This window comes from Jannaschia halovivens (genome assembly GCF_046452375.1).
GTDB classification, from domain to species: domain Bacteria; phylum Pseudomonadota; class Alphaproteobacteria; order Rhodobacterales; family Rhodobacteraceae; genus Jannaschia; species Jannaschia halovivens.
Genome location: NZ_JBKFDJ010000002.1, coordinates 14,977 through 33,894 on the forward strand (window position 1 = coordinate 14,977; position 18,918 = coordinate 33,894).

Sequence of the window (18,918 nt, forward strand, 5' to 3'; positions counted from 1 at the left end):
AATATGAACTTCTAGAAATATAGCTACGTGGGTAACAGGAGATATTCGGCGAAGTCTTCAGTAAACTCAAATCGGTCGGTATTGTTGTAGGTCGTCTCAATAATCGCGTCGTAATTTTGCATCACCTTCAGCATCGGCTTCAAGTTATCGTGGTCTTCGAAATAATAATGGAAAATTGGGTTCTCTGAGTCGCCATAATAGAACAATTTCTTGGAAACGATAATGAATTCACGAGTGAATGGCGCCTTGGCTATATCGTCTCGCATTTCCGCGAAAAGGCCTGGCATCTTGTCCTCAAGCTTCTGAAAGCTCCGAGATACTACAATTGCAAATCCGCGAATGCCTAGAAACGCGCGCATCTCTGCTAAGGTTTTCCATTCTCTTAGCTGATCAACGGAATTACTGGTGACATCCACATCTACCAGCCTGCTACAGGTCTGACAGAGCCAAATGCCATTTTCGGCAGCGGCTCGTTCCTCGGCAGTCAAAGTAGGATCATACCTCGGCCCGCCCTTAGCAGCGGCAGTAATGTGCGCGGCAACACCAATGCTGGCGCTTTCATCGGCCCCGTCCGGACCGATGGTCGGGCGCAAACAGGTCTGATTTGAACAACGGTAACCTGCACGTTGCGCAATTGTTCTTATTATTGGCGCTCTAAATTCGTCGCGTTTTGCCATACTTAAAGCAATACAGCATCGGGAGTTCTATGAAAAGCAGCCGTTGTCCGCGTCGTTGGGAACGTCAGCTCCGTCCGCATAGCGGCCTTCCCCACCTGGCCTCGCTCCCCCCCCTCACCCGTAATGCGCCACCGGCGTGCCCGCCAAAGCCGAAACGTTGAGCAATCCGCGCGCCGTGATCGAGGGGGTCACGATATGGGCCTTGTTGCCCATGCCCATCAGGAGCGGGCCGACCTCCAGCCCGCCGGCGCGGGCCTTGAGGATATTGCGTGTGGCACCCGCCGCGTCGGTCGAGGCGAAGACCAGCACGTTGGCCGCGCCGTCCATCCGGCAATCGGCGAGGAAGCGGGCGCGGAGTTCGGGATCGAGGGCCGCGTCGACATTCATCTCGCCCTCGTACTGGAAGTCGAGTGCCATCGCGTCGAGCAATGTCATCGCGTCGCGCATCGTCTGGCCGCTGGCCGAGGCGAGGTTGCCGAATTGCGAGGCCGAGCAGAGCGCGATCCGGGGCTCCACCCCGAAGCGGCGGACGTGGCGGGCGCAGGCGATGACCGTCTCGGCCACCTGGTCAGGCGTCGGCTGGGCGTGGACATGGGTGTCCGCGATGAAGAGCGGCCCCTCCTCCTGAATGATGAGGCTGAGCGCGCCGACCGCGTGGAGCCCGCCCTGCCCCAGCACCTCGGTGATGTAGCGCAGGTGCCAGAGGAACTGTCCGAAGGTGCCGCAGATCAGTGAATCCGCCTCGTCGCGGCTGACCATGACGGCGCCGATCGCGGTCGTGTTCGTCCGCATGACGGCGCGGGCGAGGTCGGGGGCGATGCCGCGCCGGGCCATCAGGGCGTGATAGGTCTCCCAGTAGTCGCGGTAGCGCGGGTCGCTTTCGGGGTTCACGATCTCGACGTCGCGGCCCGGCTCGATCGTCAGGCCCGCGCGCGCCGCACGGGTGGCGATGACGTCGGGGCGGCCGATCAGGATGGGAATGTCGGTCGTCTCCTCCATCATGGCCTGTGCGGCGCGCAGCACGCGCTCGTCCTCGCCCTCGGCAAAGACGATACGGCGCTCGGCCTCGCGGGCGGCGGCGAAGACGGGGCGCATGATCATGGACGACTTGAAGACACTGGCGTCGAGCTTGGCCTTGTAAGCTTTCATGTCCTCGATCGGGCGGCGCGCGACGCCGCTCTCCATCGCGGCCTCGGCCACCGCCGAGGCGACGACCCCCATCAAGCGCGGATCGAACGGCTTGGGGATCAGGTAGTCGGTTCCGAAGGTCAGCTGTTCCTCCTGATAGGCGGCGGCGGCCTCGGCGGAGGTGGTTGCGCGCGCCAGGGCCGCGATCCCCTCGACGCAGCCAATCTTCATCGCCTCGTTGATCTCGGTCGAGCCGACATCCAACGCGCCGCGGAAGATGAAGGGAAAGCACAGGACGTTGTTGACCTGATTGGGATGATCGCTGCGCCCGGTGGCGATGATCGCGTCGGGGGCGGTGGCCTTGGCGTCGGCATAGGCGATCTCGGGGTTCGGATTGGCCAGCGCGAAGATGATCGGGCGCGCCGCCATGCGGCCCACCATCTCGGGCGTCAGAACGCCGGGGCCGGAGAGCCCGAGGAAGAGGTCCGCGCCCTCGATCACCTCGCCCAGGCCGCGCGGGCCGCCGGGCTGGGCGAAGGCGGCCTTCTGCGGCGTCATATCCGCGTCGCGGCCCTCATGGACGAGGCCGTGGAGGTCGCAGAGCCAGACATTCTCGCGCTTCACGCCAAGCGACAGGAGCATGTTGAGACAGGCGATCCCGGCCGCCCCGCCGCCCGTCGAGACGACCTTGATCCCGGCCCAGTCGCGATCCGTCAGCCGCAGCGCGTTGAGTGCCGCCGCGCCCACGACGATGGCCGTGCCGTGCTGGTCGTCGTGGAAGACGGGGATGTTCATGCGCTCGCGGCAGAGCTTCTCGACGATGAAGCAGTCGGGCGCCTTGATGTCCTCGAGGTTGATCGCCCCGAAGGTCGGCTCGAGCGCGCACACGATATCGGCCAGCTTCTCGGGATCAGCACAGTCGAGCTCGATGTCGAAGCAGTCGATATTGGCGAACGTCTTGAAGAGGACGGCCTTACCTTCCATCACCGGCTTAGACGCCAGAGCGCCGATATTGCCGAGGCCCAGCACGGCCGAGCCGTTGGTCACCACCGCCACGAGATTGCCGCGCGCGGTATAGTCTTCGGCCGTGGCCGGGTCGTCGCGGATCGCCACCGATGCCTCGGCCACGCCGGGCGAATAGGCCCGCGCGAGGTCGCGACCGTTGGCCAGGGGCTTGGTCGCGCGGATCTCGAGCTTTCCGGGGCGCGGAAGACGGTGATAGTCCAGCGCCGCTTGTCGAAGGGCCGCGTTCTGGTCGTCGGTCCGGTCGCTCATGGGGCTCTCCTGCGGGCGGTCTGCCGCAGATGCTTTAACATTGAACTATCATGGACCGCCAGAGGCGGCAGGCATCAGACGCCGCGCAGGAAGGGCGGTATGCGCTCGATCGGATCGACCGTCAGGCGACGGCTCTCGGCGATGCAGAGCAGGATCTGGTTCCGCGTCAGCGCGGGTCCCTGGATCATCCGGAAATCGGTCGCGTTCTGCAGGTAGACGCCGACACTGGTGATGACCTCGCGATCCGTCAGCGTGAAGGATTCGCGCAGATACCATGCGAAAATCTCCGGCTCGGTCATCGTCAGCAGGAGCGCATGATCGGCGGCCCATCCGTCGGGGCATACCGACGCCTCGAAGCCCGCATCGACGACCGCCCGCCTCAGCGCCGCCTCGGTGTCGATCACCGAGGGCAGCATCGCCTGCGCGACCGTGACGCCAAGCGCCGTCGCGAGGCCCCCCAGCCCCAATGTCAGGCACATCGTCTCGAAGCGGGACACGCCTTCGACGCCGTCGATCAGACGCGCCCCGAATTCCCGAAAAGACGAGAATGTGGCGGAAACGGCGTCTTGAAGCGACATTCAGGCAGGACTCCAGCAGAATTAAGACGAACCTAGAGCGGATTTGTGGCGGGAATGTGGCAAAACGGCCGGGCCCTGTCCACGAATTCCGAACGACTCGCCCCCGTTTCACTGCATCATCCCCGTCCCGGCGACCACCCGTCGGCACATTGTTCTGGCCTATGTGAATCGCCCCGTGCCAGATGCGCGCATGTCGCTCTGGCTCGCCGCCACCCTCTTCGCCGCCACGGTCCAGGCGCTGCGCTTCCTGTTGCAGAAGCGGCTGGCCCAGGCGGGTCTTTCGCCGGCGGCGTCGACGCTGGCGCGGTTCATCTGGCCACCCTTCGTCATCGCCGGCGCGCTGGCGGTCTGGACCTCGGTCACGGGCCTCTCCCTGCCGGCCATCGCGCCCGCGTTCTGGGGCTATGCCATCGCGGGCGGGCTCTGCCAGATCCTGGCGACCATGTGCGTGGTCGCCCTGTTCGCGCATCGCAATTTCGCGGTCGGGATGGCGTTCTCGAAGACGACGGTTCTCATGACCGTGGTCACGGGCTTCATCGTGCTGGGCGAGACCGTCACATGGGTCAGCTTCGCGGCGATGGCCGTCGGGTTCCTCGGCGTGGTGCTGCTCTCGGTGCCGGTGGATGGCGGCTGGAAGCTGGGCAACCGCGCGACCTTGCTGGGCCTCGCGTCCGGCGCGTTCTTCTCGGTTTCGGCGGTGGGGTATCGCGGCGCCTCGCTCGCGGTCATGTCGGACCTGCCGATCCTGCGGGCGACGGTCACGCTGGGCCTCGTGACGGTGCTGCAATCGGCGATGCTGATCGCGTGGATGGCCTGGCGCGAGCGCGACATGCTGCGCGCGGTCTTCACCCGCTGGCGCGTCACGACGCTGGTCGGCGCGACCTCGATGGCGGGTTCGCTGGGGTGGTTCACGGCCTACACGCTCCAGACGGCGGCCTATGTGAACGCGGTCGGCCAGGTCGAACTGATCCTGTCGATGGGAATCTCTTGGCTGATCCTGGGCGAGCGGCAGACCCGAAAGGAGCTGGCGGGCATCGTCCTTTTGACCGTCAGCGTGGTCGGGCTGATCCTTCTCCAGACCTAGAGGCGGTGGAAGGTCGAGGCCGCGCCCGAGTTGTCGAAGAACGGCACGCCGGGCACGTCCGTCCCCTCGCTGATGGCCGCGATCTCGGCCAGAACGACCTCGGTGATGAACGGCATGTCCAGCGCCCGCGCCTCGGCCAGCGGCACCCAGTGCAGATGGCTCAACTCGTCCTCAGCCGCCGAGAAATCGTCTGGATCTGTTACCAGCGCATCCGCCGTCGCAAGGAAGAACCGCGCGTCGAAGCGGCGCGGTCGCGCGGGCGGCGTGATCGCTCGGAATACGAAGCGCAGCGGCTGGGCGTCGGGCGCGCGATCCGCGAAGCCTGGCCAGCCGCAGCCCGGCCCCGCGCCCGCGATCACCTGCCCCGTCTCCTCGGCCAGCTCGCGCAACGCAGCCCCGGCCAGCGCCTCGGGTGCGGTCGCCGCGCGCCGCGACAGCGCCGCGCGCACCGGTTCGGCCAGCGGGCGCGCGAAGGTCACATCGCCATCGCCCGCATCCACGGCCCCGCCGGGAAAGACGTATTTCGACGGCATGAACGCCGCCGACGCGCCGCGCTGACCCATCAGGACCGCCGGCCCCGCCCCCGTCTCGCGCAGGACGATGACCGTCGCGGCATCGCGGATCGGCGGGCCCTCCGTCACGCGGCGGGATCGACGCGGCCGAACCCGCCCATCCGCGTGGCCCATTGCATCGCCACGAGGAACCCCTTCAGGCGCGGCAGGAACCACAGCGACATCAGGATCGAGGCGAGGCCGAACACCGCGATGAAGACCAGCGGCGTCGGCTCGTAGGCGACGTACCCCCACAGCATCGCGGGCCCGACGATATGCCCGACGATCAGCAACGTCAGGTAGGGCGGGCCGTCATCGGCACGGTGGTGGTGCAGCGCCTCGCCGCAGTGCGGACAGGCATCGTTCACGGCGAGGTAGCCGTCCATCATCGCCCCTTCACCGCAATTCGGGCAGCGCCGCCGCCAGCCGCGCCAGAGCGCGCGCTTCATCTCGCGGTCGGTGGTGGTGCCGGGCACCGTTTCGGACGTCGTGTCGGTCATGGCGGTCTCCTCGCGGCGTATCCTAGACCCGTCCTTTCGGGTCTTACAGGGGGGTGCGGCAACATCGCGAAAAAACGCGCGACGGAATCCGAACGTTCCCCCGTGTGAGAGGGGAGCGCACCGCAGATGGGCGGCGCGTCGAACCCAGAAGGACACCCGATGACCAAGACCCTGACTCTCCTTGCCCTCGCCGCCGCACTGGCCGCCCCCCTCGCCGCCGAGGCCCGCGGCGACGACCGCCAGCGCCCGACCTTCCAGCAGCTCGACGCCGATGGCAGCGGCACGATCACCCCGGCCGAGCTCGAGACGTTCCGCACGTCCCGCGGCGCCCAGCGCTTCGCGCAGACCGACACCAACGGCGACGGCACCGTGACCGAGGCCGAACTCCTCGCGGCGGCGGGCGACCGCGCCGCGACCCGCGCGGGCCGGATGATCGAACGGCTCGACACCGATGGCGACGGCGCGCTCTCGCAGGCCGAGTTGACGGCCGGGCGCGAAGGGCGCGAAGGTCGCCGCGGCGACCGCGGCGCGCGCATGTTCGAGCGGGCGGACGCCAATGGCGACGGCGCGATCGACGCCGCTGAGTGGGCCGCGATGGCCGACCGGCGCGGCGCGCGCGGCAATTGAAGACCCGAGGGCGGTGCGGGGCGATCCCCGTGCCGCCGCCGATGGGGACGGGATGGATGACACCGATGACGACGCCGCGCTGCTGGCCCGCTTCGCCGCAGGCGACGACCGCGCGGCCGCGACCCTGCTCGACCGGCAGGGCCCGCGCCTGATGGCGTTCGTGCGCCGGATGACGGGCGGCGACACCGCCGAGGCCGAGGACATCGTCCAGGAGGCGTTCCTGCGCCTCTGGACGAAGGCGGGCGCGTGGGATGCGGGCGGCGCGGCACAGGTCTCGACCTGGCTCGGCCGGGTCGCGGCGAACCTCGCCATCGACCGCCAACGGCGCGCCGCGCGCCTGACGGGGTTGCCCGACGGCTACGACGCGCCGGACCCCGTCCCCTCGGTCGCCACACGGATGATCGCTGCCGAGGGGGCGTCCGCGCTGGATGCGGCGCTCGCCGCCCTGCCCGATCGCCAGCGGCAGGCGGTGGTGCTGCGGCATGTCGAGGGCTATTCCAACCCCGACATCGCCGCGATGATGGGCTGCGGCGTCGAGGCGGTCGAAAGCCTGACCGCGCGCGGCAAGCGCCGCCTGGCCGAGCTGATGAGGACGGAGGACCCGCGATGACCCGTGATCTCGACGATGCCCTCGCCGCGCTGCGCGATGCGCCCGCACCGATGCCCCGCGCGCTTCGGTCCCGCATCCTCGCCGACGCCGCCGCGGCACGCCCCGCCCCAGTGCGCCCGGCCCCGTGGTGGCGCATCTGGCCCGGTCTCGCGGGGCTGTCGGCGGCCGCGTTGACCGGCCTCTGGATCGGCGGCACGCAGCCGGAGGCGGTCTGGGACGTCGTGCCCGGCCTCGTGGCGCAGGAGGCCGTGTTCGAAGATGTCTTCGCCGGCCCGCTCCTCGGGGACGAGGCATGACCCCGCGCGGCCTCAAGATCGCGCTCGGGCTGTCGCTGGCACTGAACCTCGTGGTGGCGGGCGCGGTCGTGGGTGCGCTCCTATCGGGCGGGCCGCCCGGTCGCGACGGCGGCACGGGCCGGTCCGAGATCGGGGCCATCGCCCGCGGGCTCGATGCGCCGACGCGCCGCGCGATGGGGCGCAAGCTGCGTGACGATCCCGCCATCCGCGCCGACCGCGCGGCGATGCGCGCCGCACAGAGCGACCTGCGGGCCGCGCTGGTGGCTGATCCGTTCGACCGGGATGCCCTTCTCGATGCGATGCGCGCGCGCCAGGCGCTTCAAGGTCGGCTGACCGATCGGGGGTTCGAGGCGTTCGCGGATGCCGTGGCCGGGATGACGCCCGAAGCGCGCGCCGAACTGGCCGAGCGCATGAGCCGTCGTCGCCCGCCGGGCTGACGCCGCCCCGTTCGATCAAGACGTCAGTCGGCGGCGACCCGCACCCGGTTCCGTCCGTCATGCTTGGCCGCATAGAGCGCGCGGTCCACGCGGGTCAGCGCGTCCGTCCCGGCATCGTCGCGATCGGTCAGCATCGCCACGCCCAGCGACATCGTCACGCCCAGCGTTCCGCCCTCGGGCAGGGTCACGCGGATATCGGCGATGGCGGTCCGCAGGCGCTCGGCCACGGCGCGCACCTGATCGGGGCCCGCATCGGGCAGCACCGCGAGGAACTCCTCGCCCCCGATCCGGCAGACCAGATCCTCGCCGCGCAGACTGTCGGCCAGGATCTGGGCCACCCGCGACAGGACACGGTCGCCCGCCGGGTGGCCATGGGTGTCGTTGACCGCCTTGAAGTGGTCGATATCCATCAGGATCACGCCCGCCTTGATGCCTTGCGCCCGGCAGCGCATCGCCACGCGGTCGAGATGGTGCAGCGCGTAGCGGCGGTTGTGCAGGCCCGTCAGCGGGTCGATCACCGCCAACCGCAACCCGGTGTCGAGCGTGTCGCGCATCCGGTCGGCGCGGCGCTTGCGCGAGAGTTGCGTGCGCACCCGCATCGCCACCTCGTCGACGGGGAACGGATGATAGGCCACGTCGGCAGCCCCCATGTCGAGCGCGGTGGCAGCCCGCTCGCTATCGCCCGCCGGCAGCAGCACGATGAACGCCGCGTGCCGCGTCGCCTGCCGCGAGCGCAGCTCGGACATCAGGCGCAGGCCCTCGTTGCGCTTGCCCATATCGGCGTCGATCAGGAAGAGGTCGGGCGCCCGCTCGGGCGTCAGCGCCAGCGCGCGGTCGCGGTCGATCACCGACACCTCCTCGCGAAAAAGCGGGCGGAGACGGTCGCGCTGCGACAGGAGCCATCCGGCCTCGGCGCCGCCGATCAACGCGATGCGCCCCTCGGCCGGTCCGGCCGGCGCGACGGCGAAGCCCGCCTGCGCCCGCTCGCCGAAGCCCCGGCGCATGTCGTCGCCCGCCATTTCAAGAAGGGCACCGCCCCGCGCCTCGTAGTCGCGCTCCTCCTCGCGGGTCCGCAGAAGCGAGCGCACGCGCGCCAGAAGGGCGATCTCGTCCACCGGCTTCGACAGGAAGTCGTCCGCCCCCGCAGACAGCCCCTCCATCCGGGCCTCGCTGTCGTCGACGGCCGTCACGAGGATCACGGGGATCGCCGCGGTCGCGGGATCGGCGCGCAACATCCGGCAGGTATCCGCGCCCGTCAGGCCGGGCATCATCATGTCCATGATGATGATATCGATTCCACCGCCCCGCGCGATCTCTATCGCTTCGGCACCGCTCGCCGCGGGCACCACGTCATAGCGCGCGGCCGCGAGCTTCACTTTCATCACGATGCGGTTCGTGGCCACGTCGTCGACGATGAGAATGCGCCCTGTCATGGGTTGGATGTCTCGCAATGTTTACCGGTCGGGTCACCTTCCTTAATGGACCGTGAAAGTTAATAAACCGTTTCCAAATGGAGGGAGTGGCCGGAATGCGACAGGAGCAGGCGGAGGTCGTGGCGCTTCGGGCCCTTGAATGGCTGGTCGGAGCCGAGCTCCTCGATACCTTCCAGGCCACGACCGGCGCGGAGCGCGCGCAAATCGTCGCAGCGGCCGAGGATGCCGACTTCCTGGGCGCCGTGCTCGATTTCATCCTGATGCAGGATGATTGGGTCGAAGGCGCCTGCGCGGCGCAATCGCTTCCTTATGACCGCCTTCTCGCCGCGCGCGCGGCCCTGCCGGGCGGCAACCTGCCCCATTGGACCTGACCGCCGCCCCGCCCGATCACTCCTCGAACCACCACAGGTCGGGCTGGAACCCGATCCAGTCGCCATAGATCGGCAGGCGGTCGGCGGGATAGGAAAGCGACGCCTCGTGCGCGATCCAGCTGACCGGATTGTGCCAGCTCGGGATCACGTAGCGCCCCGCCGTCAGCACCCGGTCCAGCGCGCGCACGGCCGCGACGTAGTCCTCCTGCGTCTCGGACCCGAGCATCGAGTCGATCATCGCTTTGATCGCCGGATCGTCGGCGCCCATCAGGTTGCGCGTGCCCGGCGTCTCGACCCCGTCCGGCCCCCAATAGGCCAGCTGCTCGTTGCCGGGGCTGAGCGACAGGCCCCAGATGTACCAGATCATGTCGAAATCGTAGGCGGTCTGGCGTTCCTTGAACTGCGCGCTGTCGATCGAGGCGACGGTCGGCGCGATCCCCAGCCGCTTCAGCCCCTCGATGTAGATATCGACGATCGACTGCACCTCGGAGGAACCCTGCGGCAGCAGGATCTCGAAGGCGACGGGGCCGTCCGGGCCGGTGAGCACGCCGTCCTCGACCACGTAGCCCGCCTCCTCCAGAAGCCGGGTCGCCGCGCGCAGGCCCCGCCGGTTCGCCGCCTGACCGTCGCCCTCGGGCAGGGTATAGCCCTCGATCGTGCCAGGCAGCAGGCTGTCGGCCATCGGCGCGAGGAGTTCTGCCACGCGCCCCTCGGCCGGCCCCTCCAGCATCCCCAGCGGCGAGTTGGCGAAATAGGACGTGATGCGCGGCTGGGTGCCGCCGTTGATGACGCCGTTGATGTATTCGAAGTTGAACGCCTGGATCAGCGCCTCGCGCACGCGCCAGTCGTCGAAGGGCGCGCGCCGCGTGTTCATCACGAGGCCCGTCATCCCCGTCGGCCGCTGGTGCGGGATCTCCGACAGGACGACCTCGCCCGACTGGACGCGCGGGAAGTCGTATTCCCGGCCCCATTTCGCGGCATTGGTCTCGCGCATGGTCGACAGCTCGCCTGCCTTGAACGCCTCGAAATGGGCGGTCCCGTCGCCGAAGAACTCCATGCGGATCGTGTCGACGTTGTTGGTGCCGCGCCGGAATGGCAGGTCGGCGCCCCAGTAATCGGGATCGCGCGTCAGCTCGACATAGCGACCGGCATCGAAATCGGTGATCTGGTAGGGCGCCGAGGTCATCGGAACGATATCGGTGCCGGAGGTGAAGAACGCCTCCTCGCGGCCTTCGAACTGCGCCTTCTTCATGATCGGACGCATCCCGAGGACCATCAGAAGCTCGCGGTCGGGGGCATCGATGGTGAACCGCACGCCCCGCTCGCCCACGGCCTCGACGCCCGTGACCTTCGAGAACGCCGTGCGGTAGCGTCCGTTCGCCCCCTCCTGGCCCAGGATGTCGTGCGACCAGATGACGTCATCGACCGTGACCGGCGCGCCGTCGGCAAAGCGGGCGGCCGGGTTCAGGGTGTAGGTCACCTGCGTCGCGTCATCCGAGACCTCGACCCGCTCGGCCAGCAGACCGTAGAGCGTGAACGGCTCGCCATAGGAGCGGCCCATGAGGGATTCGTAGGCGAGGAATCGCAGCTGCCACGGGACCCGCCCCTGCTGGATATGCGGGTTGAGACTGTCGAAGCTGCCGACCTGCCCGTCCGAGAACGCACCCCCCTTCGGCGCGTCGGGATTGACATGCGGCAGGTGGGTGAAATCGGCAGGCAGCGCAGGGTCACCGTAGAGGGCGATCCCGTGCCCGTCGGCCATCGCCGCTCCGGCCTGTAAAACAAGGGCTGCGACCGCCATTCGCGCGCCTGTCGCGCGGGTGCCCGAACGGGTGCGATCTGGTGCCCCGGTGAACCATTTGCTTAGCATTGTCTCGATCCGCCTCAGAAGCCCATGTTTCCTTGGCCCAGACCCTATCCGGCCCGGAATCCCAGTGCAAAACTTTTGCTTGGACTCGGTGACGTTAACGTCTATAAAACAAGCACTGCTCGATAGGTTTCTTGCCTGTATGAAACCTGCCTCAATGACTTGACGCCCGCCTTGTGCGGGCGTTTTTTTTGGCACCCCCGAACGGTCTCGTCCAGCGTGACGCGACGCCGCGCCGCCTTGCCGCGCGAACGGCCCGGGCCTAGACCCCGCCCATGACCGAGATCCCGACCCTGATCCAGCTCGCCCGCGAGGGTGAGGCGCGCGCTGCGCCCGAACCGCTCGATCTGGGCTCGCGGGTTCGCGATTTGCGCACCTCGCGGGGCTGGACGCTGGAACAGGCGGCGCGGCAGGCAGGTCTGGCGCGTTCGACCCTCTCGAAGATCGAAAACGGCCAGATGTCACCGACTTACGATGCGCTCAAGAAGCTCGCGACGGGATTGGAGATCGGCATTCCGCAGCTCTTCACACCGCCGACGCGAGGCCTGGTGAACGGGCGGCGGGACGTGACGCGGGCGGGCGAAGGTCAGGCGCACCTGACCACGACCTATGAACACGAGTTGCTTGCCGGTTCGCTGACCCGCAAGGCGATGCTGCCCTACCGTGCCCGCATCCGCGCGCGCACGTTCGAGGAGTTCGACGGCTGGGTCCGCCATGACGGCGAGGAGTTCCTGCTGGTCCTGACCGGCACCATCCGTCTCTTCACCGAGTTCTACGAACCGGTCGACATGAAGCGCGGCGACAGCGCCTATTACGATGCCACGATGGGCCACAACGTCGTCAGCACGTCCCCGGAGGACGCGACGATTTTGTGGGTCACGGCGCGTTCGGGCGAATAACCGCCGATCAATACCACAGATCGGTGGCCAGCCGCCCACCGCGCAGCGGCTCGAGGTCCAGCGCGTTCACCCGGATCGCGGGATAGGCGCGCACGACCTCGTGGAAGGCGTGGTGCCGGGCGCGGGCGATCTGGTGGTGCCCAATGGGCCCGATCAGCGCCAGCTGCGCGAGGCAGCGTTTGTATTCGCGCTGGTACATGTCGAACTGGTTCACGCCGAGCACGGCCGCGACGCGGTGCCCGTGATAGACGAGGCGGATGCGCCCGTCGCCCGCACGCTTGGCCGTCGGGCCGTCGTTCCAGTAGATCGCGGGCTCATGCGTCAGGCGCTGGCCGGGACGCTCATGCGCCGTTGCGGGAAGGGCGAGGGCGATCGCCAGCGCGGCGAGGACCGGGGCCCTCACCGGTCACGTCCCATCGGCGTGGACGGAACGTTGTCGTCCCCGAAGCGGCGGTCGTCAGCCAGCGGGTCCTCGCCCGCGGGCACGTAGTCGGCGCTGTCCATCACGGCCGCGTTGTCATGAAGCGGCGCGGCATAGGCATCGGCGGGCATCGGACCGTCGAGGAATTCATGCAGACGCTGCTGCGCCTCGGCGGGCTCGATCCCGTCCCTGCCGGCGATGGTCTTGGCCAACGCCGCGGTCGAGCCGTCGGCATCCGACAGGTCGCCATCGGTTAGCGACGGGTAACGGCTGAGCAGGGCATCGCGGAAGGGTCTCCAGTCGTCCTGGAACTGCTGGCGGCTCATGGCGGATCTCCATTCGAGTTGTGCGTGGCGCGGGATCAACGCCCCCTGCCCGCGCCGGTTCCTCCGGGGTCAGGCGAACATCGCCTCCAGATCGACGGTCGACCCCTCGCCCAGCGCGTCGAAGTCGCGCGCAAGGAAGGTCTCGGCGGCGACCCGCCCCGCGTCCCGAAGCTGGTGCATCACGGTCGGGTTGGGCACCGTCTTCGTCGCCACCGAGAGCTGCCGCATCAGCCCGTCATCGGCCACCATGTGGATCAGGACGTCCTTCATCGCGCCTTCGGGCACGCGGCCCGTCCGCACGAGGCGCTGAACGAATTCGATCGCGCGCAACTCGCGCAGGAGCGAGGTGTTGAAGCTGATCTCGTTGATCCGGTTCTGGATATCGCGCGCGGTGACCGGCAGGTCGGGCCGCTCCAGCGGGTTGATGTTCACGATCAGGATGTCGCGCGGCAGGTCCGCTTCGAACAGCGGAAACAGCGCCGGATTGCCGGTATAGCCACCATCCCAGTAATGCTCGCCCTCGATCTCGACCGCCGGGAACAGCGTCGGCAGGCAGGCCGAGGCGAGGATCGCGGCGGGCGTAATATCGTCTCGCGTGAAGAGGCGGATCTTCCCCGTCCGCACATTGGTCGCGCAGACGTGGAATTGCGGCCCCCGGTCCGAGCAGATGTTCTCGAAGCTCAGGCCCGCGACGATCCGCTCCAACGACCGTTGGCCGAAATCGGCACCCATATAGGGCGAGATCGCGCGGCTCATCCCGTCGGCCACCTGATAGAGCGGCGACATCTCGATGGCATAGCTGACCGCCATCGGCGACCAGGCCGAGAACCAGCCCGTCAGCCGCTCGTCGGTGACCGCGCCGACCTGCGTCCAGACCTCCTCGAGCGTGTCCATGGCCAGCGCGCGCGACCCCCGCGCGAGCCCGCATTTCACGGCCGCCCCGTTCAGCGCACCCGCGCTCGTCCCCGAGATGCCTGCGATCTCGATCCGGTCGTCCGACAGGATCGCGTCGAGCACGCCCCAGGTGAACGCGCCGTGCGCGCCGCCGCCCTGCAAGGCGAGATTGATCCGCTTCGCCTCAGCCATTGCGCCACCGCTCCAGAAGGTCCGTCACACGGATGCCGTCGATGGTCATGCCGTCCAGCGCCGCATCGACGATGGCCACGTCCGTCAGGTTCACGTCCCGAAAGGTCGCGCCGGCGAAGTTCACGTCCGAAAAGGTCGCGCCCGCCAGCCGGACGTCGCGAAAGACGGCCCCCTCGGCGATCACGTCCTCGATCCGGGCGCGGGTCAGGATGCTGTCGCTGAGCGACGCGTCGCGCAGCGAGGCCCGCGCCAGGCGCGCGCCGTCCAGAGACGCGTCCTCGATCTCCAGCGCGGTGGGCGGCGGCGCATCGTCGCCCGGCCCGCCGCTCACAACGCGGTCCAGCCGCCATCGACGCTGATGGTCGTGCCGGTGATCTGCGCCGCGTGATCCGAGCAGAGAAACAGCGCCGTTCCACCCAGCTGGTCCGTCGTCGCGAATTCCTTCGACGGCTGCCGTGTCAGCAGCACGTCGCGGATCGCCGTCTCGCGGTCCATGCCGTATTTCTCCATCGTGTCGGGGATCTGGCTCTCGACCAGCGGTGTCATCACGTAGCCGGGGCAGATCGCATTGGCAGTGATCGGCTCCTCCGCGGTCTCCAGCGCCACGACCTTGGTCATGCCCACGACGCCGTGCTTGGCCGCGACATAGGCCGACTTGTAGGGCGATGCCGTCAGCCCGTGGGCCGAGGCGATGTTGATGACCCGGCCCCAGCCGGCCTTGCGCATCATCGGCAGCGCTTCGGCAGTCGTGTGGAACGCCGATGACATGTTGATCGCGATGATCGCGTCCCACTTCGCCGCCGGGAACTCCTCGATGCCGGCCACGTGCTGGATTCCCGCGTTGTTCACCAGCACGTCGCAGGCGCCCGCCTCGCGCACCAGCCGCCGGGCCGCATCCCCGTCCGACAGGTCCGCCGAGATGTAGCGCACCTCGGTCCCGAACTCCGCGGCCATGTCGCGGGCCAGCGCGTGATCGTCCTCGCGGTCGGTGTAGGAATTCAGCACGACCCTGAGCCCGGCTTCGGCGAAGCTCCGCGCGATGCCCAGTCCGATGCCGGAATTCGATCCCGTGACGATCGCGGTCTTGCCCTTGAGGCTTTCGGTCCCGGTGCCCATCGGCCCCTCCTGTCATGGCGTATCGGAGGGGATCATAGATGCTGCGGGTGCGAAGGGAAGGCCGGTGGCCTCAGTCCGCGCCCTCGAGCAGCATGATCTGCGCGTCCCCCGCCCCGTCGCGATGCGCCCGCGCCGCCTGATATTCGGGCGAGTCGTAGCAGGCCTGCGCCGCGGCGAGGCTCTCGAACTCGATGATGACGTTGCGCGGTCGGCTCTCTCCTTCGAGGCCCACGACCGTCCCGCCGCGCGCGAGGACCTTCGCGCCATGCTTGGCGAAGGCCTCCGTCGCGCCCTTGGCATAGAGCGCATAAGGCTCGGGGTCCGTCACCGTGACATGCGCGATCCAGTATCCCTTGGGCATGGCCGTCTCCAAACTGCTGAAATTTTACCAGTTGATAAAAAATGAAGCCGTGGCACTCTGTCCAGTGAATTCATGCGAGGGCGCGACATGACCGAGGCGATGCGACTGGACGGAATCCGGGCTGGACGGCTGGGGGCCGAGGATCTGGCGGCGAATTTCGACGACCTGCATCCCGCGCTCTCGGATCACGAGGCGCTGGTGGCCGCCGACCGCTGCTACTTCTGCCACGACGCGCCCTGCGTGACCGCCTGCCCCACCGACATCGATATCCCGCTCTTCATTCGCCAGATCGCGACGGGGATGCCCGAGGCCTCGGCCAAGACGATCTTCGACCAGAACATCCTCGGCGGCATGTGCGCCCGCGTCTGCCCGACCGAAACGCTCTGCGAGCAGGTCTGCGTCCGCGAGGTGGCCGAGGGCAAGCCGGTCGAGATCGGCCGCCTGCAACGCTACGCCACCGACAGCATGATGGCGGCGGGCGAGCATCCCTTCACCCGCGACCCCGCCACCGGCAAGACCGTCGCGGTCGTCGGCGCGGGGCCCGCGGGTCTTGCCTGCGCGCACCGGCTGGCGATGCACGGCCACGACGTGACCATGTACGACGCGCGGCTCAAGCCCGGCGGCCTGAACGAATACGGCATCGCGCAATACAAGACCCCCGACGGCTATGCCCAGGCCGAAGTCGATTGGCTGCTGAAGATCGGCGGCATCACCGTCGAGACCGGCAAGTCCATCGGGGACGGCCTGACGCTCGAAGGCCTTCGCGACGCGCATGACGCGGTCTTCCTCGGCATCGGTCTCGCGGGTGTCGGCGCGCTCGGACTCGAGGGCGAGGATCTGACCGGCGCCGAGAACGCCGTCGATTTCATCGCGGCGCTGCGCCAGCAGGACGATCTGACGCAGTTGCCCATCGGGCGGCATGTCGTCGTGATCGGCGGCGGGATGACGGCCGTGGACGCCGCCGTGCAGGCCAAGCTTCTGGGGGCCGAGAGCGTCACGATCGCCTATCGTCGCGACCGCGCGAAGATGCCCGCGAGCCGCTGGGAGCAAGATCTCGCGGCCAGCCACGGCGTCCGTCTCGTCTTCGGCCTGATCCCCCACGCGCTCCATGGCGACGACCGTTTGCGCGAGGTGGAGTTGGCGTATGTCGGCCCCGACATGGCGCCGACGGGCGAGACGATCCGCCTGCCCGCCGACCAGCTCTTCCGCGCCATCGGCCAGAAGCTCGAGGCGGTCGACGGCCTGTCGCTCGACGGCGGCAAGATCGCCGTCACCGGCGCGGGTCGGACCAGCGTGACGGGCGTCTGGGCGGGCGGCGACTGCGCCTCGGGTGGCGAGGATCTGACGGTCACCGCCGTCGCCGAAGGGCGCGATGCGGCCATGGACATCCACGCGGCCCTGTCCGAGGATCGCGGATGAGCAAAACCAAGACACCCCCCGCCAAACCCGCCCAGACCGAAGCCGAGATCGCCAAGCGCGATGCGGCCGCCCTCGCCCGCGTGGCCACGATGGACGACCCGGACGGTCTCCGAAACCTGATGGCCAACGCCGAACGCCTCGGGGTCGAACCCGTGCGCGCCGCCGCCTTCCGCCGCCTCGCCGCCGTCCAGTCCGAGGGCGAGGAGGGCTCGGTCGAGAACGCGATCTGGCAGATGATCCACGCCGTCGAGCAGATCAAGCGCGAGGCCGCCGGCAAGACCATCCGCCTGAGCTACCTGCGCCGCGACATCGAGAAGGTCGGCGCGGCCCCGGCCATCGGCAAACTCGTCTCCAAGCCCGGCCCGTCCGAGCGCTTCGACGAGCTGATGGAGCGCGGCGAGCCCACGCTCACCGCCGAGGCCATCGTGCTGGCCCACCCGGACGATTTCGACGACGAGACCCGCGCCGCCGCGACCACCCGCCTGGAAGGGGCGGGCGTGGACGTGGCGTCGCTCAGCCCCTGAGGAGACCCCCATGGCGAGCCTTCAAACCGACTTCGTGGGCATCAAGTCCCCCAATCCGTTCTGGCTCGCTTCCGCGCCGCCGACCGACAAGGAATACAACGTCCGGCGCGCCTTCGAGGCCGGTTGGGGCGGCGTGGTCTGGAAGACGCTGGGCGCCGAAGGCCCGCCCGTCGTCAACGTCAACGGCCCCCGCTACGGCGCGATCTACGGCGCCGACCGGCGGCTCCTGGGGCTCAACAACATCGAGCTGATCACCGATCGGCCTCTTCAGACGAACCTAGACGAGATGAAGGCGGTCAAGCGCGATTATCCCGACCGCGCCCTGATCGCGTCCATCATGGTCCCCTGCGAGGAAGAAGCCTGGCGCGCCATCCTGCCCCGCGTCGAAGAGACGGGCGCCGACGGGATCGAGCTGAACTTCGGCTGTCCGCACGGCATGTCCGAGCGCGGCATGGGTGCCGCCGTGGGCCAGGTGCCCGAATATATCGAGATGGTTACCCGCTGGTGCAAGCAATACAGCCGGATGCCCGTCATCGTGAAGCTGACGCCTAACATCACCGATATCCGCAAGCCCGCGGCGGCGGCGAAGCGCGGCGGCGCGGATGCCGTGTCGCTGATCAACACGATCAACTCGATCACCTCGGTCGATCTCGACAGCTTCTCGCCCGAGCCCTCGATCGACGGCAAGGGCAGCCATGGCGGCTATTGCGGCCCCGCCGTGAAGCCCATCGCGCTGTCCATGGTGTCCGAGATCGCCCGCGACCCCGAGACGGCGGGCCTGCCTATCTCGGGCATCGGCGGCATCACCACCTGGCGCGACGCCGCCGAGTACATCGCGATGTCCTGCGGCAACGTTCAGGTCTGCACGGCGGCGATGACCTACGGCTTCGGCATCATCAAGGAGATGACCGCCGGGCTCGAGCGCTACATGTCGGAAAAAGGCTACGAGACGATCGAGGATTTCCGCGGCGCAGCCGTTCCGAACGTGACGGACTGGCAATATCTCAACCTCAACTACGTCGCGAAGGCCAAGATCGACCAGGATCTGTGCATTTCCTGCGGTCGCTGCTACGCCGCCTGCGAGGATACCTCGCACCAGGCCATCGCGATGTCCGCCGACCGGACCTTCACGGTGATCGACGAGGAATGCGTCGCCTGCAATCTCTGCGTCGACGTCTGCCCGGTCGAGGACTGCATCGACATGGTTGCCATGGAACCCGGCAGCGTGGACCCCCGCACCCAGAAGGTGGTCGAACCCGAATACGCCAACTGGACGACCCACCCCAACAACCCGGCCGCCGCGGCGGCGGAGTGATCGACAGCCGCGCATGA

Annotated in this window: 23 protein-coding genes; 10 read left to right on the forward strand and 13 right to left on the reverse strand. The window is 68.2% G+C overall.

Annotation, left to right across the window (positions count from 1 at the left end):
- Positions 1–23: 23 nt before the first annotated feature.
- From ACK8OR_RS13300 to ACK8OR_RS13310, 3 genes are all read right to left on the reverse strand, one after another.
- Complete coding sequence (locus ACK8OR_RS13300) at positions 24–677, reverse strand: hypothetical protein (RefSeq protein WP_410189924.1); 654 nt, start codon at positions 675–677, stop codon at positions 24–26.
- Positions 678–791: 114 nt separating this feature from the next.
- Positions 792–3,080, reverse strand: a complete 2,289-nt coding sequence (locus tag ACK8OR_RS13305) for an NADP-dependent malic enzyme (RefSeq protein ID WP_410189925.1) — start codon at positions 3,078–3,080, stop codon at positions 792–794.
- Between the two features lie 74 nt (positions 3,081–3,154).
- Positions 3,155–3,658: a hypothetical protein gene (locus tag ACK8OR_RS13310; protein WP_410189926.1), complete on the reverse strand. Its 504-nt coding sequence runs from the start codon at positions 3,656–3,658 to the stop codon at positions 3,155–3,157.
- Positions 3,659–3,848: 190 nt separating this feature from the next.
- Here ACK8OR_RS13310 and ACK8OR_RS13315 point away from each other — a divergent pair, with 190 nt between their 5' ends.
- The gene (locus ACK8OR_RS13315; RefSeq protein ID WP_410189927.1) at positions 3,849–4,742 is read left to right on the forward strand and encodes an EamA family transporter; all 894 of its coding nucleotides are present in this window, start codon (positions 3,849–3,851) and stop codon (positions 4,740–4,742) included.
- Here ACK8OR_RS13315 and ACK8OR_RS13320 read toward each other — a convergent pair.
- A complete protein-coding gene (locus ACK8OR_RS13320) occupies positions 4,739–5,383 on the reverse strand; it encodes an NUDIX hydrolase (protein WP_410189928.1) in 645 nt (214 codons plus the stop codon). The genes ACK8OR_RS13315 and ACK8OR_RS13320 overlap by 4 nt on opposite strands.
- On the reverse strand, positions 5,380–5,793 hold the full coding sequence (locus ACK8OR_RS13325) for a DUF983 domain-containing protein (RefSeq protein ID WP_410189929.1): 414 nt from the start codon (positions 5,791–5,793) through the stop codon (positions 5,380–5,382). Before ACK8OR_RS13325 ends, ACK8OR_RS13320 begins: the two co-directional genes overlap by 4 nt.
- 159 nt (positions 5,794–5,952) lie before the next feature.
- Between ACK8OR_RS13325 and ACK8OR_RS13330 the strand changes: the two genes are divergently transcribed.
- Genes ACK8OR_RS13330 through ACK8OR_RS13345 form a run of 4 tightly spaced genes read left to right on the forward strand, consistent with a single transcriptional unit; the run spans position 5,953 to position 7,763 of the window.
- Positions 5,953–6,420, forward strand: a complete 468-nt coding sequence (locus ACK8OR_RS13330) for an EF-hand domain-containing protein (protein WP_410189930.1) — start codon at positions 5,953–5,955, stop codon at positions 6,418–6,420.
- 52 nt (positions 6,421–6,472) lie between these two features.
- Entirely contained in the window at positions 6,473–7,030 is a 558-nt protein-coding gene (locus ACK8OR_RS13335; RefSeq protein WP_410189931.1) for a sigma-70 family RNA polymerase sigma factor, read from the forward strand.
- Positions 7,027–7,326 (forward strand): hypothetical protein, encoded by a 300-nt coding sequence (locus ACK8OR_RS13340; RefSeq protein ID WP_410189932.1) that lies wholly within the window; start codon positions 7,027–7,029, stop codon positions 7,324–7,326. The genes ACK8OR_RS13335 and ACK8OR_RS13340 overlap by 4 nt, the downstream gene beginning before the upstream one ends.
- The gene (locus ACK8OR_RS13345; protein ID WP_410189933.1) at positions 7,323–7,763 is read left to right on the forward strand and encodes a periplasmic heavy metal sensor; all 441 of its coding nucleotides are present in this window, start codon (positions 7,323–7,325) and stop codon (positions 7,761–7,763) included. Before ACK8OR_RS13340 ends, ACK8OR_RS13345 begins: the two co-directional genes overlap by 4 nt.
- A 23-nt stretch (positions 7,764–7,786) precedes the next feature.
- Here ACK8OR_RS13345 and ACK8OR_RS13350 read toward each other — a convergent pair whose 3' ends face one another.
- Positions 7,787–9,196 (reverse strand): diguanylate cyclase, encoded by a 1,410-nt coding sequence (locus ACK8OR_RS13350; RefSeq protein ID WP_410189934.1) that lies wholly within the window; start codon positions 9,194–9,196, stop codon positions 7,787–7,789.
- Between the two features lie 95 nt (positions 9,197–9,291).
- Between ACK8OR_RS13350 and ACK8OR_RS13355 the strand changes: the two genes are divergently transcribed.
- Positions 9,292–9,567 carry a DUF3572 family protein gene (locus ACK8OR_RS13355; RefSeq protein WP_298430625.1) on the forward strand — a complete coding sequence of 92 codons (276 nt, stop codon included), beginning with the start codon at positions 9,292–9,294 and terminating at the stop codon, positions 9,565–9,567.
- Positions 9,568–9,583: 16 nt separating this feature from the next.
- On the opposite strand, the gene ACK8OR_RS13360 is transcribed toward ACK8OR_RS13355, so the two are convergent.
- Positions 9,584–11,368 (reverse strand): extracellular solute-binding protein, encoded by a 1,785-nt coding sequence (locus ACK8OR_RS13360; protein WP_410189935.1) that lies wholly within the window; start codon positions 11,366–11,368, stop codon positions 9,584–9,586.
- Between the two features lie 341 nt (positions 11,369–11,709).
- On the opposite strand from ACK8OR_RS13360, the gene ACK8OR_RS13365 reads away from it, so the two are divergent.
- Positions 11,710–12,333 (forward strand): helix-turn-helix domain-containing protein, encoded by a 624-nt coding sequence (locus ACK8OR_RS13365; RefSeq protein WP_410189936.1) that lies wholly within the window; start codon positions 11,710–11,712, stop codon positions 12,331–12,333.
- A 7-nt stretch (positions 12,334–12,340) separates the two neighbouring features.
- Here ACK8OR_RS13365 and ACK8OR_RS13370 read toward each other — a convergent pair whose 3' ends face one another.
- The 6 genes from ACK8OR_RS13370 to ACK8OR_RS13395 all read right to left on the reverse strand — a co-directional run bounded on the left by ACK8OR_RS13370 (position 12,341) and on the right by ACK8OR_RS13395 (position 15,643).
- Positions 12,341–12,736 carry a hypothetical protein gene (locus ACK8OR_RS13370; RefSeq protein WP_410189937.1) on the reverse strand — a complete coding sequence of 132 codons (396 nt, stop codon included), beginning with the start codon at positions 12,734–12,736 and terminating at the stop codon, positions 12,341–12,343.
- Positions 12,733–13,080, reverse strand: a complete 348-nt coding sequence (locus ACK8OR_RS13375; RefSeq protein WP_410189938.1) for a hypothetical protein — start codon at positions 13,078–13,080, stop codon at positions 12,733–12,735. Before ACK8OR_RS13375 ends, ACK8OR_RS13370 begins: the two co-directional genes overlap by 4 nt.
- A 69-nt stretch (positions 13,081–13,149) precedes the next feature.
- The gene (locus ACK8OR_RS13380) at positions 13,150–14,166 is read right to left on the reverse strand and encodes a patatin-like phospholipase family protein (protein ID WP_410189939.1); all 1,017 of its coding nucleotides are present in this window, start codon (positions 14,164–14,166) and stop codon (positions 13,150–13,152) included.
- Positions 14,159–14,497, reverse strand: coding sequence for a pentapeptide repeat-containing protein (locus ACK8OR_RS13385; protein WP_410189940.1), 339 nt, complete (start codon positions 14,495–14,497; stop codon positions 14,159–14,161). The genes ACK8OR_RS13380 and ACK8OR_RS13385 overlap by 8 nt, the downstream gene beginning before the upstream one ends.
- Complete coding sequence (locus ACK8OR_RS13390; RefSeq protein ID WP_410189941.1) at positions 14,494–15,282, reverse strand: 3-hydroxybutyrate dehydrogenase; 789 nt, start codon at positions 15,280–15,282, stop codon at positions 14,494–14,496. The genes ACK8OR_RS13385 and ACK8OR_RS13390 overlap by 4 nt, the downstream gene beginning before the upstream one ends.
- A gap of 70 nt (positions 15,283–15,352) precedes the next feature.
- The gene (locus tag ACK8OR_RS13395; RefSeq protein WP_298430609.1) at positions 15,353–15,643 is read right to left on the reverse strand and encodes a DUF1330 domain-containing protein; all 291 of its coding nucleotides are present in this window, start codon (positions 15,641–15,643) and stop codon (positions 15,353–15,355) included.
- 87 nt (positions 15,644–15,730) lie between these two features.
- Here ACK8OR_RS13395 and ACK8OR_RS13400 point away from each other — a divergent pair, with 87 nt between their 5' ends.
- Genes ACK8OR_RS13400 through preA form a run of 3 tightly spaced genes read left to right on the forward strand, consistent with a single transcriptional unit; the run spans position 15,731 to position 18,901 of the window.
- Positions 15,731–17,062 carry an NAD(P)-dependent oxidoreductase gene (locus tag ACK8OR_RS13400; protein WP_410189942.1) on the forward strand — a complete coding sequence of 444 codons (1,332 nt, stop codon included), beginning with the start codon at positions 15,731–15,733 and terminating at the stop codon, positions 17,060–17,062.
- A complete protein-coding gene (locus ACK8OR_RS13405) occupies positions 17,059–17,586 on the forward strand; it encodes a hypothetical protein (RefSeq protein WP_410189943.1) in 528 nt (175 codons plus the stop codon). The genes ACK8OR_RS13400 and ACK8OR_RS13405 overlap by 4 nt, the downstream gene beginning before the upstream one ends.
- Before the next feature lie 10 nt (positions 17,587–17,596).
- A complete protein-coding gene (preA, locus tag ACK8OR_RS13410; protein WP_410189944.1) occupies positions 17,597–18,901 on the forward strand; it encodes an NAD-dependent dihydropyrimidine dehydrogenase subunit PreA in 1,305 nt (434 codons plus the stop codon).
- The last annotated feature ends 17 nt before the right edge of the window (positions 18,902–18,918 follow it).

Coding starts and splice junctions, on each gene's coding strand:
- ACK8OR_RS13300 (WP_410189924.1), bottom strand. CDS start 677: ATGGCAAAACGCGACGAATTTAGAGCGCCAATAATAAGAACAATTGCG.
- ACK8OR_RS13305 (WP_410189925.1), bottom strand. CDS start 3,080: ATGAGCGACCGGACCGACGACCAGAACGCGGCCCTTCGACAAGCGGCG.
- ACK8OR_RS13310 (WP_410189926.1), bottom strand. CDS start 3,658: ATGTCGCTTCAAGACGCCGTTTCCGCCACATTCTCGTCTTTTCGGGAA.
- ACK8OR_RS13315 (WP_410189927.1), top strand. CDS start 3,849: ATGTCGCTCTGGCTCGCCGCCACCCTCTTCGCCGCCACGGTCCAGGCG.
- ACK8OR_RS13325 (WP_410189929.1), bottom strand. CDS start 5,793: ATGACCGACACGACGTCCGAAACGGTGCCCGGCACCACCACCGACCGC.
- ACK8OR_RS13330 (WP_410189930.1), top strand. CDS start 5,953: ATGACCAAGACCCTGACTCTCCTTGCCCTCGCCGCCGCACTGGCCGCC.
- ACK8OR_RS13335 (WP_410189931.1), top strand. CDS start 6,473: ATGGATGACACCGATGACGACGCCGCGCTGCTGGCCCGCTTCGCCGCA.
- ACK8OR_RS13340 (WP_410189932.1), top strand. CDS start 7,027: ATGACCCGTGATCTCGACGATGCCCTCGCCGCGCTGCGCGATGCGCCC.
- ACK8OR_RS13345 (WP_410189933.1), top strand. CDS start 7,323: ATGACCCCGCGCGGCCTCAAGATCGCGCTCGGGCTGTCGCTGGCACTG.
- ACK8OR_RS13350 (WP_410189934.1), bottom strand. CDS start 9,196: ATGACAGGGCGCATTCTCATCGTCGACGACGTGGCCACGAACCGCATC.
- ACK8OR_RS13355 (WP_298430625.1), top strand. CDS start 9,292: ATGCGACAGGAGCAGGCGGAGGTCGTGGCGCTTCGGGCCCTTGAATGG.
- ACK8OR_RS13360 (WP_410189935.1), bottom strand. CDS start 11,368: ATGGCGGTCGCAGCCCTTGTTTTACAGGCCGGAGCGGCGATGGCCGAC.
- ACK8OR_RS13365 (WP_410189936.1), top strand. CDS start 11,710: ATGACCGAGATCCCGACCCTGATCCAGCTCGCCCGCGAGGGTGAGGCG.
- ACK8OR_RS13375 (WP_410189938.1), bottom strand. CDS start 13,080: ATGAGCCGCCAGCAGTTCCAGGACGACTGGAGACCCTTCCGCGATGCC.
- ACK8OR_RS13380 (WP_410189939.1), bottom strand. CDS start 14,166: ATGGCTGAGGCGAAGCGGATCAATCTCGCCTTGCAGGGCGGCGGCGCG.
- ACK8OR_RS13390 (WP_410189941.1), bottom strand. CDS start 15,282: ATGGGCACCGGGACCGAAAGCCTCAAGGGCAAGACCGCGATCGTCACG.
- ACK8OR_RS13395 (WP_298430609.1), bottom strand. CDS start 15,643: ATGCCCAAGGGATACTGGATCGCGCATGTCACGGTGACGGACCCCGAG.
- ACK8OR_RS13400 (WP_410189942.1), top strand. CDS start 15,731: ATGACCGAGGCGATGCGACTGGACGGAATCCGGGCTGGACGGCTGGGG.
- ACK8OR_RS13405 (WP_410189943.1), top strand. CDS start 17,059: ATGAGCAAAACCAAGACACCCCCCGCCAAACCCGCCCAGACCGAAGCC.
- preA (WP_410189944.1), top strand. CDS start 17,597: ATGGCGAGCCTTCAAACCGACTTCGTGGGCATCAAGTCCCCCAATCCG.